Genomic DNA, 12,772 nt, shown 5'->3' with positions numbered 1-12,772 from the left:
ACTCATGGTCGGCCCTCTTCGCTCGGCCCTGTCAGCCGCAGTTCGGCGACGAAATCATAGGCGTCGCCCCGGTAGATGGAACGGGTGAATTCGATCACCTTGCCGCTCGCCAGATAGGAAATGCGTTCGATGTGCAGGCCGGCAATGCCCGGCGGCACTTCGAGCAGGCGCGCGTCGCCGTCGCCGAGATTGGCGGCGGAGATGCGCTGCACCGCCCGCACCGGCCGGTTGCCGGTCAATTCCAGCGCCGCATAGAGCGAGGAGCCTATTCCCGCCGGGTCGGGCAGCACGCTGGCCGACAGCGAGGCGCGTTCGATCGCCAGCGGCGTGTCGTTGGCAATGCGCAGGCGCGCCACCCGTGCCACCAGTTCGTTCGACGACAGGCCGAGCACCATCATCTCGTCGGGTGAGGGCGCGTAAAGGCCGCGGTCGAGCCAGGCCGAACGCACCGCCATGCCGCGCCGCGCCATGTCCTCGGTAAAGGAGGTCAGCCGCGACAGCGATTGCTCGACGCGCTCCATGCGCGGCGCCACGAACGTGCCGGAGCCGTGGCGTTGCACCAGGATGCCGCCCTTGACCAGGTCCTGCACCGCCTTGCGTACAGTGACGCGCGAAATATCCGCCTTGCTGGCGATGTCGCGCTCGGAAGGTAGCGCGTCGCCGGGGCCGATCAGGCCGCGATTGACGGCGTCCTCGATGCTCTTGCGCAGTTGCAGATAAAGCGGCGCGCCGCTTTGCGACGACTGTTTCAGCGTGGCGAAGATCTGGTCGGCGGCATCGTTCATCGAGCCGCCTCCGCTGTCTCAGCAAAAAGGCGGGTCGCCATCTGCACGGCGCCGCCCAGCGCATCATCGAGCGGTGGCTTCAGCAGTGCCCGGTAGCGCGCCGACAGGCGTGGCGCGTAAAGCGGCGCCAGCCCGCCGAGCAGGCACAGCGGCGCGTCGTCCGCAAGATCGAGCGCGCCAAGCGCAGCTTCGACATCGGCGACCACCCTGTTCAAAATCCAGTTGGCGACGCTGTCGCCCTTTTCGGCATGCTCGAACACCTTGGGCGCGAAGCCGCCGAAATCGCCGGGCTTGGCATTGGTGGTGAATTCGACCACGTCCTCGGGATTGTTGCGGAAAACCGCCAGCATGCTCTGCGTCAGGGGCGAACCCTCGCGGACGCCGTCATAGGCAAGCAGCGTCTGTTCGAGCAGGTCGCGGCCGATGCGGGCGCCGCTGCCCTGGTCGCCGACTTGAAACCCCCAGCCGCCGATGGCGCGCGATTTGCCGTTCTTGCGTGCCATATAGGCGGTGCCGGTGCCGAGGATCGCCATGGCGCCGTCGCCGGCGCCGACAGCCCCTTCAAGCGCGATCTCGGCGTCGGTCTCGACGCGGCTGATGCTGAACGGCAGGATGGCCTCGAGCTGCTGCCGGTAGGTGCCGACATTGGCGCCGGCGAGGCCGAGGATGGCCGGTGTCTGCGGGATCAGTTCCGGATCCTGTCCGGCGGCAAGGAACGCCTGCCTCGCGGCCTCGACGATGTTCGACCGGGCGCCGGTCAGGTCGGTGCGGATGTTGGCGGCGCCGCTCTTGGCGCGGCCAATGACGGCGCCATCCGCAGTTGCCAGGGCGGCCCTGCAGCTGGTGCCGCCGCCATCGATACCGAGCACGAAATTCACGCGATTTCTCCTCCGGGCGGATAATACCAATAAAATACCAATAGCCAAGGATTAATTTCCGTTTCAAAAAGATTAAGCCTTATTTTATTGAAAAGCCTATGCATTTCGCCGGCTCAGCGATTTCCGGTCAGCGAATTCGTTAATGCGTGTGGACAAGTGGTATTTTTTTGGTATTGTTTTCCGAATTGGAGGAACCGGGATGGCCGAAACGCGCACCGAAGCGCTTCACCAGAATGCCGAGGGGCTGGATATCCAGACCCCGGACGCCATCCTTTCTTCTTTGGCCGATGCGCAGATCGAGGCCGCAAAGGTCGTGCGCAATGCCATTCCCGCAATCGCCAGGGCGGCCGAGATCATCGCGGCCAGGCTGAAGGGCGGCGGCAAGCTTGCCTATGCCGCGGCCGGCAGTTCCGGCCTGATGGCGCTGGCCGATGCGCTTGAATTGCCCGGCACCTTCGGCATTCATCGCGACCGCATCGCCATCCTGATCGCCGGCGGCGACGAGGCTTTCAGGACGCTGGCCGGCGGGCCGGAAGATGATACCGAGGAGGCCGCAACAGCCGTCATCAATGCCGGCATCGGCGAGGGCGACTGCCTGATCGCCATATCCGCCAGCGGCACGACGCCCTATGCGGTGCGAGCCATCGAGGAAGCCGCACGCCGGGGTGCTGCCACCATCGGCATCGCCAACAACAGGGACTCGGCTCTGCTGCGGCAGGCTGAAACCGCCATCCTGCTCGAAACGCCGCCGGAACTGATCGCCGGTTCGACGCGCATGGGCGCGGGCACCGCCCAGAAGATCGCGCTCAACATGCTGTCGACGCTGACCGCCGTCCATCTCGGCCATGTGCATGACGGCTACATGGTCAACCTGATGGCCGACAACATCAAGCTGCGCGACCGCGCGGCGCGCATCGTCGCCGCCGTCAGCGGGCGCGGCAGGGACGAAGCGGCCCGCCTGCTCGAAAAGAGCGGCGGCGCGGTCAAGACCGCCATTCTGCTCGCCGCCGGCGCCGACAGCGCAGATGCGGCGGAGAAACTGCTGGAAGGAACCGGCCAGAAGCTGAGGCCGGCGCTTTCCGCGATCGAGGGGAGCAAGGGGCGCACTGCCCCTGTTCTCATCAAAACCGAACCTGAAAAAGGTCAACAGGGAGACTGAGCATGACAACGAAACTACTGACGGCACTGCTTCTGGGCACCAGCATTCTCGGCTCAGCCGGGGTTGCTTATGCCGGCGACGTAACGCTCAACATCGAAAGCTGGCGCGGCGACGACCTTGCCATCTGGAAGGACAAGCTGATCCCGGCTTTCGAAGCCAAGAACCCCGGCATCAAGGTGGTGTTCGCTCCATCGGCGCCGACCGAGTATGACGCCGCCCTTGGCGCCAAGCTTGCCGCCGGCTCGGCGGGCGACCTGATCACCTGCCGCCCGTTCGACAAGTCGCTTGAACTGTTCAAGAAGGGCAACCTCGCCGACCTCTCGGCGCTGCCCGGCATGGAAAATTTCTCGCCGGTGGCCAAGTCCGCCTGGCAGACCGACGACGGCAAGGCGAGCTTCTGCGTGCCGATGGCCTCGGTCATCCACGGCTTCATCTACAACAAGGACGCCTTCGACAAGCTCGGCATCAAAGTGCCGGAGACCCGCGACGAGTTCTTCGCCGCGCTCGACAAGATCAAGGCCGACGGCACCTACATCCCGATGGCGATGGGCACCAAGGATCTCTGGGAAGCCGCGACCATGGGCTATCAGAACATCGGCCCGAACTACTGGAAGGGCGAGGACGGCCGCGCCGCCCTCATCAAGGGCGACCAGAAGCTGACCGACAAGGACTGGGTCGCACCGTATGAGGAACTGGCCAAGTGGAAGCCATATCTCGGCGACGGCTTCGAAGCGCAGACCTATCCGGACAGCCAGAACCTGTTCACGCTCGGACGCGCCGCCATCTACCCGGCCGGCTCGTGGGAAATCGGCCTGTTCAACACCCAGGCCCAGTTCAAGATGGGCGCCTTCCCGCCGCCGGTCGAGAAGGCCGGCGACACCTGCTACATCTCCGACCATACCGATATCGGCATGGGCCTGAATGCAGCATCGAAGAACGCGGATGCGGCCAAGACCTTCCTGTCCTGGGTCGCCTCGCCGGATTTCGCCACCATCTACGCCAACGCGCTGCCGGGCTTCTTCAGCCTGAACTCCGCGCCGGTGAAGATGGAAGACGCGCTGGCGCAGGAATTCGTCTCCTGGCGCGGCAAGTGCAAGTCAACGATCCGCTCGACCTACCAGATCCTGTCGCGCGGCACGCCGAACCTCGAAAACGAGACGTGGGTTGAATCGGCCAACGTCATCAACGGCACCGACACCCCGGAAGCTGCCGCCAAGAAGCTGCAGACCGGCCTCGACAGCTGGTACAAGCCGGCGAAGTAAGAACTCAGGCAGCGAGATCGGCCGGGCGTATGCCTGGCCGGTCTCGGACTATCCTGGTTTTTCAGATAGCGATTGTCGGCACCGCCTCTCGGCCTTACCCTCCCTTGGTGGGGAAGGCTAGCTGATCAGTCGCAGGCCTTTGTTCTTGCCGTATCGGGCAAGAATGGTCGGGCCGTGCATCGAGGCATCATCTAGATCACACCCTTTGGAACCGAGAGACGGCGGGGACCGAACTCATGGCCGCAGAAATACGACCGAAACGACCGTTCCGCTGGCACATTGGCGTCTTCCTGGCGCCGGCGCTGCTTGTCTACACGGCGATCATGATCCTGCCGCTGGCCGGCACGCTGCAGCTGTCGCTGTTCCGCAACATCGAGCAGCACCAGGTCTTCGTCGGGCTGCAAAACTTCCGCACGCTGTTCGGCGACCCCAACTGGTCGGTGAATTTCTGGAACGCGCTGAGGAACAACACCTGGTTCTTCATCATCCACATGCTGGTGCAGAACCCGATCGGCGTGATGCTGGCGGCCCTACTGTCCAGCCCAAGACTGAGGTTCTCGGCCTTCTACCGTACGGCAATCTTCGTGCCGACCATCCTGTCCTTCGTCATCGTCGGCTTTGCCTGGAAGCTGATCCTGTCGCCGCTATGGGGCGTGGCGCCGCATCTGCTCGATCTCGTCGGCCTGAAAAGCCTGTTCACGCCGTGGCTCGGCAAGGAAGAATACGCGCTGACGGCGCTCAGCCTGATCTCGGTGTGGCAGTTCGTCGGCATCCCGATGATGCTGATCTATGCCGCGCTGCTGTCGATCCCCGAAGAGGTGATCGAGGCCGCCGAATGCGACGGCATCACCGGCATGTCGCAGTTCTGGAAGATCAAGCTGCCGCTGATCCTGCCGTCGATAGGCATCATCTCGATCCTCACCTTCGTCGGCAACTTCAACGCCTTCGACCTGATCTACACCGCGCAAGGGGCACTCGCCGGGCCGAACTACTCGACCGATATTCTCGGCACCTTCCTCTACCGCGCCTTCTTCGGCTTCCAGCTGCAGGTCGGCGATCCCAACATGGGCGCGGCGATCGCCACGATGATGTTCCTGATCATCCTCGGCGGCGTTTGCGTCTATCTGTTCCTCGTGCAGACGCGCCTGCGTCGCTACCAGTTCTGAGGGACAAGAGATGAGCACGGCCACCCGTTCCCTGCCCCGCACCATCGGTGCCCACGCGATCCTGTTGACCTACACGGCGATCGCGCTGTTTCCGGTGATCCTCGTCATCATGAATTCGTTCAAGTCGCGCGCCGGCATCTTCGGCGCGCCGCTGACGCCGCCGACGCCCGGGACATTCGACCTGATCGGCTACACCACGGTCATCGGCCAGGGCGATTTCATCCACTATTTCCAGAACAGCCTTGTCGTCACCGTCGCCTCGCTGTTCTTCGTGCTTTTGTTCGGCGCCATGGCGGCGTTTGCGCTGTCAGAGTATCGCTTCCGCGGCAACACGCTGATGGGGCTCTATCTGGCGCTCGGCATCATGATCCCGATCCGCCTCGGCACCGTCGCCATCCTGCAGCTGATGGTGGCGAGCGGCCTGGTCAACACGCTGACGGCGCTGATCCTGGTCTACACCGCCCAAGGCCTGCCGCTCGCCGTCTTCATCCTGTCGGAGTTCATGAAGCAGGTGTCCGACGACCTGAAGAATGCCGGGCGCATCGACGGCCTGTCCGAATACACCATCTTCTTCCGGCTGGTGCTGCCGCTGGTCAGGCCATCGATGGCGACCGTCGCCGTCTTCACCATGATCCCGATCTGGAACGATCTGTGGTTCCCGCTGATCCTGGCGCCGTCGGAAGAGACCAAGACGGTGACGCTCGGCGCGCAATTGTTCCTCGGCCAGTTCGTCACCAACTGGAATGCCATCCTGGCCGCCCTTTCGCTGGCGATCATGCCGGTGCTGATCCTCTACGTCATTTTCTCGCGGCAGCTGATCCGCGGCATCACCTCGGGAGCCGTCAAGTGAGTTCGCAGACACCTCTTCGCGTTGTCGTTGCCGGCCTCGGCAATATGGGCCGCAGCCATGCGCTGGCCTATCACACCAATCCGGGTTTCCAGATCGCGGCGCTGATCAACCGCTCCGACGTGCCGCTGCCGGACGGGCTTTCCTTCTATGGCATCAGGCGCTCCTTCGACGAAGTGTTGCGCGACGAAAAGCCCGATGTCGCCTGCATTGCCACCTATTCCGACAGCCATGCCGACTATGCCGTGAAGGCGTTCGAGGCCGGTTGCCATGTCTTTGTCGAAAAGCCGTTGGCGACGACCGTGTCCGACGCGAGGCGCGTCGTCGCGGCGGCCAAGGCCAACGGCAGGAAGCTGGTGATAGGCTACATCCTGCGCCACCACCCGTCCTGGATCAGGCTGATCGCCGAGGCGCGCAAGCTCGGCGGCCCCTACGTGTTCCGCATGAACCTCAACCAGCAATCCTCGGGCCCTACCTGGGGGACGCACAAGCAGTTGATGCAGACGACGTCGCCGATCGTCGATTGCGGCGTGCACTATCTCGACGTAATGCTGCAGATCACCGACGCGAAGCCGGTCGAGGTGCGCGGCATGGGCGTGCGACTGACCGAGGAAGTCGCGCCGTCGATGTACAATTACGGACATCTGCAGGTGCTGTTCGATGACGGTTCGGTCGGCTGGTACGAAGCCGGCTGGGGGCCGATGATTTCGGAAACGGCCTTCTTCGTGAAGGACGTCATTTCGCCGAATGGCTGCGTGTCGATCGTGATGAAGGAAGGTGTCAAGTCCGATGACATCGACACCCACACCAAGACCTCGACCATCCGCCTGCACAGTGCGGCGACCGGTCCGGACGGCAAATTCGCCAAGCCTGACGAAATGCTGTCGATGGCAGGCGAGCCCGGTCATCAGGACCTCTGCGATCTCGAACAGGCCTTTGTGCTGAAGGCGATCCGCGAGGATCTGGATCTCACCAAACACATGGACGACGCGGTGAAGTCGCTCGCCGTCTGCCTTGCCGCCGACGAGAGCGTGCGCAGCGGCGCCCCCATCAAACTCTAGGACGAGTCAAACTCTAGAACAGGGACGAAGCCGTGGGCTCGCTGAACATCGAGAACGTGAAGAAGGCCTTCGGGCCGGTCGAGGTGCTGAAGGGCATCAACCTCGAGGTGACGGACGGCGAATTCGTCGTCTTCGTCGGCCCGTCGGGCTGTGGCAAGTCGACCTTGCTCAGGGTCATCGCCGGGTTGGAGGATTCGACCTCGGGCCGGGTGGTCATCGACGGCGACGACGTCTCCGCCACGCCGCCGGCCAAGCGCGGCATTGCCATGGTGTTCCAGACCTATGCGCTCTACCCGCATCTGACGGTGAAGAACAATATGGGCCTTGGCCTCAAGCAGGCGGGCACGCCGGCGGCCGAGATCGACCGCCGCATTGGCATTGCCTCGTCGATGCTGTCGCTGGAGCCCTATCTCGAAAGGCGGCCGGCGGAACTCTCCGGCGGCCAGCGCCAGCGCGTCGCCATCGGCCGCGCCGTGGTGCGCGAGCCCAAGCTCTTTCTTTTTGACGAGCCGCTCTCGAATCTCGATGCCGCGCTGCGCGTCAACACGCGACTGGAAATCGCGCAGCTGCACCGCCGGCTGAAGGCGACGATGATCTACGTCACCCACGACCAGGTCGAGGCGATGACGCTGGCCGACAAGATCGTGGTGCTCAACGCCGGCAGGATCGAGCAGATCGGCGGCCCGATGGAGCTCTACAATTCGCCGGCAAATGAGTTCGTCGCCGGCTTCATCGGCTCGCCGAAGATGAATTTCGTCGACGGCGCCCGCCTCGGCGAAACTGCCAAGACCATCGGCGTGCGGCCGGAGCATCTGACCGTCGATCCGAAGTCCGGAGCCTGGAAGGGCACAGTCGTCCACGCCGAGCATCTCGGCGCCGACACTAACCTCTATCTCGACTGCGAAAAGGCCGGGCTGATCACCGTGCGCATCTTCGGCGTCTACGACGCCGAACCGGGCGCCACGCTCTATGCGACGCCGGACCCGGCGAAGACGTATCGATTTGGTGCGGATGGGAAGGTGCTGAAGTAGCTGGGCGCTGACTGCCCTTCTCCCCCTGTGGGGTGAGAAGCGGTTCGCGTAGCGGACAAAAAGCCAATTGCTTGGCCTTTTTGAGCTTCGAACGCCCTGAGCCTGCGAAGGGCCGGGTGGTGGCCGATCCACCCTGCCCTTCGAACGCCCTGAGCCTGCGAAGGGCCGGGTGGTGGCCGATCCACCCTGCCGGGTCCCCGCTGCTTCGCAGCGTCCCGTCGTTCGCTGGCCTTTCATCGTGCCACGGGCACGATGAATTCGCCTTCGGCGAACCGGCTGCTCACCCCACAAGGGGAGAAGGGGGGAGCAACTGGGCGCCTACACGTCAGCCTTGAACGTCTGCTTCTGCTGACCAAGGCCCTCGATACCGAGTTCGACGACATCGCCAGCCTTCAGGAACACCGGCGGCTTCATGCCCAGCCCGACGCCGGGCGGTGTGCCGGTTGAGATGATGTCGCCGGGGTGCAGCGACATGAACTGGCTGAGATAGGACACCAGGTAGGCGACGCCATAGACCATGGTCTTGGTCGAGCCGTTCTGCATCGTCTTGCCGTTGACCGTCAGCCACATCTTGATGTTCTGAGGGTCGGCGACCTCGTCCTTGGTGACCAGCCATGGGCCGATCGGGCCGAACGTGTCGCAGGACTTGCCCTTGGTCCACTGGCCCTGCCGCTCGGCCTGGAAGGCGCGCTCGGAGACATCGTGGGCAACGCAATAGCCGGCGACATAGTCGAGCGCGTTGGCTTCGCTGACATATTTCGCGGTTTTGCCGATGACCACGGCCAGTTCGACTTCCCAGTCGGTCTTGACCGAGCCGCGCGGGATCAGCACGTCGTCGTCGGGGCCGACAATGGCCGAACTTGCCTTCATGAAGATGATCGGCTCCGGCGGCACGGTGGCGCCGGTCTCGGCGGCATGGTCGGAATAGTTGAGGCCGATGCAGATGAACTTGCCGGTGCCGGCAACGCAGGCGCCGATGCGCGGGCTGCCGGAAACCGCCGGCAGCGACTTCGGATCGAGCTTGGCCAGCGTCGCCAGCGATGTCGGGTCGAGTGCCTTGCCGCCAATGTCGGCGACATGGCCGGTGAGATCACGGATCGTTCCATCCGCATCGAGCAGGCCGGGGCGTTCGCTCCCTGCCTCGCCATAGCGCAGCAGCTTCATGTCATGCTCTCCTCAGTCAGAATGGTTCAGATCGACCAGCCGCCGTCGATATTATAGGCCTGTCCGGACGTATAGGTGGCGCCGGCCAGATAGACGGCGAGATCGGCGATTTCCTCCGGCGTGCCGAGCCGGCCCATTGGCTGGCGGGCGATGAAGGCGGCGCGGGCAGCTTCGTAGTCGCCTTGCGCGTGCATGCGGTCCTGCAGCGACGGGCTTTCGACCGTGCCGGGGCAAATTGCGTTGCAGCGTATGCCCTTGCCGACATAGTCGGCGGCAATCGCCTTGGTCAGGCCAATGACCGCGGCCTTGGTGACGCCATAGGCGAAGCGGTTCGGCACGCCCTTGCCGGCGCCAGCGACCGACGACATGTTGATGATCGATCCGTCGCCACGCTCCAGCATGCCGGGCAGCACAGCCCTTATGGTACGGATCATGGCGCGGACATTGAGGTTGAAAGCGAAATCGAGATCGGCGTCCTTCATCTCGAGGATCGAGCCGGAATGGACGAAGCCGGCGCAGTTGAACAGCACATCGACAGCACCGATCTCGGCAAAGGCGGCGTTGACGGCCTCATCATTGAGCACATCGAGCTTGCGGGTCTTGATGCCGGACGTCTTGGCGAGTTCCGCCAGCAGCGCTTCGTTGATGTCGGTGGCATGGACGACGGCACCCGCCTTGGCGAAGGCCAGCGCGCTCGCCTTCCCGATGCCTTGCGCCGCTGCCGTGACGACAACGACCTTGCCTGCCAGATCCGCCATGCTCTTCTCCTCGCCCGCTTGGGATCATCCGGGTCTATCGGCAGTCGGCCGGGGCGTCATGGGCCAGTCGGACGCCATCATGCGGCCTGCGCGCTTGTCAGCCCACAGATAAAGATGTTTTTTCTCGTTAAAGAACATGCATCCGGGCGTCAAGCCCGAACACGATCACCATCGCGGCAGCAGCGCCGAAACGGCTCAAAGCGCGTTTTGTGCATGTCGTTGCCCCAAACCGCTGCGCACCCCCGAGTCAAGCCCGAGGGCATGCTTTTGGGCGACATGCATTAGTCGCCGTAAGGCACCCAGACGTTCTTGACCTCGATGGCGCGGCGCAGGAAGGCATCGCCGGCCGCCTCGTCGGACGCCCAGTCGAGCCCGCGGCCGTTGCCGCTCCAGACCCGCTTGAGGTTGCCGATCGACTCGGCCTCCGCCTTGGCGCAGGTGTCGGCATCGGAGAACACCCAGAGCCCGTCGACATCGTCGTGCTTGGCCAGCACACCGGCAAGTTCAGCCGTGCGGCCGGTGACGATGTTGATGGCGCCGGCCGGAACGTCGGAATATTCGATCACCTGATAGAGGTCGGTGGCGAGCAGCGGGTAGCGCTCGGACGGCACGGCGACCACGGTGTTGCCCATGGCCAGCGCCGGTGCGACCAGCGAGATCAGGCCAAGCAGCGGCGAGGCGTCGGGTGCGACAATGCCGACGACGCCGACCGGTTCATGCAGCGCCAGCGTCACGGCACGCGCCGGCGGCTGGTGCACGCGGCCCTCGAACTTGTCGGCAAGGCCGGCATAGAGGAACAGCCGCTCGATCGACTGATCGACCTCGTCGCGCGCCGCCTTGGGCGTAGCGCCGGTCAGCTCGGTGAGGCGGGCGGCAAACTCGGCGGCGCGGCCGGACAGGTTTTCGGCCAGATAGTAAAGCACCTGCGAGCGGTTGTAGGCGGTCGCCTCCGGCCAGGCCTTGCAGGCCCGCGCGGCCGAAACGGCGTCGCGGATATCCTTGCGGCTGCCAAGACCGACTTCGCCGGCGAGCTTGCCCTTGGCGGTGGCAACCACCAGCGAATAATTGCCGTCCGGCCGCACCTGCTTGCCGCCGATGAACAGCTTTGCCGTGCGGTCGATGGCATCGCCGTCTGATTGCTCGGCAGGCTGTGCGGAGACTGTTGCCGGCTTGATCACCGGACCAAGCGGCAGCTTTGCCGAAAGATACTCGAACATGCCTTCGCGGCCGCCTTCGCGACCGAAACCGCTCTCGCGGTAGCCGCCGAAACCGCAGGCGGCGTCGAACATGTTGGTGCCGTTGACCCAGACGACGCCGGCTTTCAACTGCGGCGCGACATGCAAGGCAAGGTTGACGTTTTCGCTCCACACCGAGGCGGCCAGCCCATAGCGCGTGTTGTTGGCAAGCTCTATCGCTTCCTCGGTGTTGCGGAAGGTCATGGTCGCCAGCACCGGCCCGAATACTTCCTCTTGGGCCAAGATGTTAGCCGGAGAAACACCTGTCGCGAGCGTCGGCAAATGATAGTAACCCGACGACGGTAGTGTTGCGTCCGGCTGCCAGCAGACGGCGCCCTGTCTGGCGCCTTCGGCGACCAGTCCCTTGACGCGGTCGAGCTGTGTGGCGTCGACCAGCGGCCCGATATCGGTGTTCTTGTCGAGCGGGCTGCCGACGCGCAGCCGGCTCATCCGCGTCTTGACCTTGGCAATGAGGGCATCGGCGATGCCTTCCTGCACCAGCAGCCGCGAACCGGCGCAGCAGACCTGGCCTTGGTTGAACCAGATGCCATCGACCAGGCCTTCGACGGCGCTGTCGAGATCGGCGTCCTCGAAGACGATGAAGGCCGACTTGCCGCCAAGTTCCAGCGACAGTTTTTTCCCTGAGCCCGCCGTGGCTTTCCTGATGATCTTGCCGACTTCCGATGAACCGGTGAAGGCGATTTTCTGGATGCCGGGATGGTTGACGATGGCCGCACCCGCCTCCGGGCCGCCCTGGACGATGTTGACGACACCTTTCGGCACGCCCGCACGTTCGCAGATCTCGGCAAACAGGATGGCGGTCAGCGGCGTGAATTCGGCCGGTTTCAGCACCACAGTGCAGCCGGCGGCAAGCGCCGGCGCGATCTTCCAGGCCAGCATCAGCAGCGGAAAATTCCACGGGATGATCTGGCCGACGACGCCGACACCTTTGTGGCCGGGGAAATCCCTGTCCAGCGCCTGCGCCCAGCCGGCATGGTGGACGAAATGGCGGATGGCCAACGGCACGTCGATGTCGCGGCTTTCGCGGATCGGCTTGCCGTTGTCGATCGATTCCAGCACCGCGAACAGGCGCTGGTGCCGCTGCATGGCGCGGCCGATGGCATAGAGCACTTTCGCTCGGCTGTAGCCTGAAGACGCCGACCATTTCGGCAGTGCCTTGGCGGCCGCCGCAACCGCCGCATCGATATCGGCGGCATTGGCGTCCGACACTTTGGCCAGCAGCTTGCCGGAAGATGGCTCGCTGGTCTCGAAGGTCTTGCCGCCGGCAGCGGCTTTCCAGTCGCCGCCGATGAACAGCGCCTTGCTGAAATCGCGCGCGGCGAGCCACGCATCGGCCTCGTTGCGGGCTTCCGGCGCCGGGCCGTACTCCATGGCGTGATAGCGGTCGAGAATGTTCATGGCGCGC

Annotated in this window: 11 protein-coding genes; 6 read left to right on the top strand and 5 right to left on the bottom strand. The window is 64.2% G+C overall.

Features of this window, described 5'->3' with window-relative positions:
- Positions 1 to 2 precede the first annotated feature (2 nt).
- Both B5V02_RS17360 and B5V02_RS17355 read right to left on the bottom strand, forming a co-directional pair.
- Complete coding sequence (locus B5V02_RS17360; RefSeq protein WP_111545308.1) at positions 3 to 785, bottom strand: GntR family transcriptional regulator; 783 nt, start codon at positions 783 to 785, stop codon at positions 3 to 5.
- The gene (locus B5V02_RS17355) at positions 782 to 1,663 is read right to left on the bottom strand and encodes a glucosamine kinase nucleotide-binding domain-containing protein (RefSeq protein WP_111545307.1); all 882 of its coding nucleotides are present in this window, start codon (positions 1,661 to 1,663) and stop codon (positions 782 to 784) included. The genes B5V02_RS17360 and B5V02_RS17355 overlap by 4 nt, the downstream gene beginning before the upstream one ends.
- 199 nt (positions 1,664 to 1,862) lie before the next feature.
- Between B5V02_RS17355 and B5V02_RS17350 the strand changes: the two genes are divergently transcribed.
- The 6 genes from B5V02_RS17350 to B5V02_RS17325 all read left to right on the top strand — a co-directional run bounded on the left by B5V02_RS17350 (position 1,863) and on the right by B5V02_RS17325 (position 8,189).
- On the top strand, positions 1,863 to 2,822 hold the full coding sequence (locus tag B5V02_RS17350) for an N-acetylmuramic acid 6-phosphate etherase (protein ID WP_111545306.1): 960 nt from the start codon (positions 1,863 to 1,865) through the stop codon (positions 2,820 to 2,822).
- Positions 2,823 to 2,824: 2 nt separating this feature from the next.
- The gene (locus B5V02_RS17345; RefSeq protein WP_111545305.1) at positions 2,825 to 4,084 is read left to right on the top strand and encodes an ABC transporter substrate-binding protein; all 1,260 of its coding nucleotides are present in this window, start codon (positions 2,825 to 2,827) and stop codon (positions 4,082 to 4,084) included.
- 236 nt (positions 4,085 to 4,320) lie between these two features.
- Complete coding sequence (locus B5V02_RS17340) at positions 4,321 to 5,250, top strand: carbohydrate ABC transporter permease (protein ID WP_111545304.1); 930 nt, start codon at positions 4,321 to 4,323, stop codon at positions 5,248 to 5,250.
- A 10-nt stretch (positions 5,251 to 5,260) separates the two neighbouring features.
- On the top strand, positions 5,261 to 6,100 hold the full coding sequence (locus B5V02_RS17335) for a carbohydrate ABC transporter permease (protein ID WP_111545303.1): 840 nt from the start codon (positions 5,261 to 5,263) through the stop codon (positions 6,098 to 6,100).
- On the top strand, positions 6,097 to 7,158 hold the full coding sequence (locus B5V02_RS17330) for a Gfo/Idh/MocA family protein (RefSeq protein ID WP_111545302.1): 1,062 nt from the start codon (positions 6,097 to 6,099) through the stop codon (positions 7,156 to 7,158). Before B5V02_RS17335 ends, B5V02_RS17330 begins: the two co-directional genes overlap by 4 nt.
- 32 nt (positions 7,159 to 7,190) lie before the next feature.
- Positions 7,191 to 8,189, top strand: a complete 999-nt coding sequence (locus B5V02_RS17325; protein WP_111545301.1) for an ABC transporter ATP-binding protein — start codon at positions 7,191 to 7,193, stop codon at positions 8,187 to 8,189.
- 318 nt (positions 8,190 to 8,507) lie between these two features.
- On the opposite strand, the gene B5V02_RS17320 is transcribed toward B5V02_RS17325, so the two are convergent.
- The 3 genes from B5V02_RS17320 to B5V02_RS17310 all read right to left on the bottom strand — a co-directional run bounded on the left by B5V02_RS17320 (position 8,508) and on the right by B5V02_RS17310 (position 12,765).
- Positions 8,508 to 9,353, bottom strand: coding sequence for a fumarylacetoacetate hydrolase family protein (locus B5V02_RS17320; protein ID WP_111545300.1), 846 nt, complete (start codon positions 9,351 to 9,353; stop codon positions 8,508 to 8,510).
- A 26-nt stretch (positions 9,354 to 9,379) separates the two neighbouring features.
- Positions 9,380 to 10,111, bottom strand: coding sequence for an SDR family oxidoreductase (locus tag B5V02_RS17315; protein WP_111545299.1), 732 nt, complete (start codon positions 10,109 to 10,111; stop codon positions 9,380 to 9,382).
- Between the two features lie 281 nt (positions 10,112 to 10,392).
- Positions 10,393 to 12,765 (bottom strand): aldehyde dehydrogenase family protein, encoded by a 2,373-nt coding sequence (locus B5V02_RS17310; RefSeq protein ID WP_111545298.1) that lies wholly within the window; start codon positions 12,763 to 12,765, stop codon positions 10,393 to 10,395.
- Positions 12,766 to 12,772: the final 7 nt, after the last annotated feature.

Source organism: Mesorhizobium kowhaii, from assembly GCF_003253745.1.
Lineage (GTDB): Bacteria > Pseudomonadota > Alphaproteobacteria > Rhizobiales > Rhizobiaceae > Mesorhizobium > Mesorhizobium kowhaii.
Note: the sequence above shows the minus strand (reverse complement) of the source record. Positions and strands in the feature narration are given on the sequence as shown.

Excerpts from the sequence above, each read along its gene's own strand:
- B5V02_RS17360 (WP_111545308.1), bottom strand. The coding sequence starts at position 785 with ATGAACGATGCCGCCGACCAGATCTTCGCCACGCTGAAACAGTCGTCG.
- B5V02_RS17350 (WP_111545306.1), top strand. The coding sequence starts at position 1,863 with ATGGCCGAAACGCGCACCGAAGCGCTTCACCAGAATGCCGAGGGGCTG.
- B5V02_RS17345 (WP_111545305.1), top strand. The coding sequence starts at position 2,825 with ATGACAACGAAACTACTGACGGCACTGCTTCTGGGCACCAGCATTCTC.
- B5V02_RS17340 (WP_111545304.1), top strand. The coding sequence starts at position 4,321 with ATGGCCGCAGAAATACGACCGAAACGACCGTTCCGCTGGCACATTGGC.
- B5V02_RS17335 (WP_111545303.1), top strand. The coding sequence starts at position 5,261 with ATGAGCACGGCCACCCGTTCCCTGCCCCGCACCATCGGTGCCCACGCG.
- B5V02_RS17320 (WP_111545300.1), bottom strand. The coding sequence starts at position 9,353 with ATGAAGCTGCTGCGCTATGGCGAGGCAGGGAGCGAACGCCCCGGCCTG.
- B5V02_RS17315 (WP_111545299.1), bottom strand. The coding sequence starts at position 10,111 with ATGGCGGATCTGGCAGGCAAGGTCGTTGTCGTCACGGCAGCGGCGCAA.
- B5V02_RS17310 (WP_111545298.1), bottom strand. The coding sequence starts at position 12,765 with ATGAACATTCTCGACCGCTATCACGCCATGGAGTACGGCCCGGCGCCG.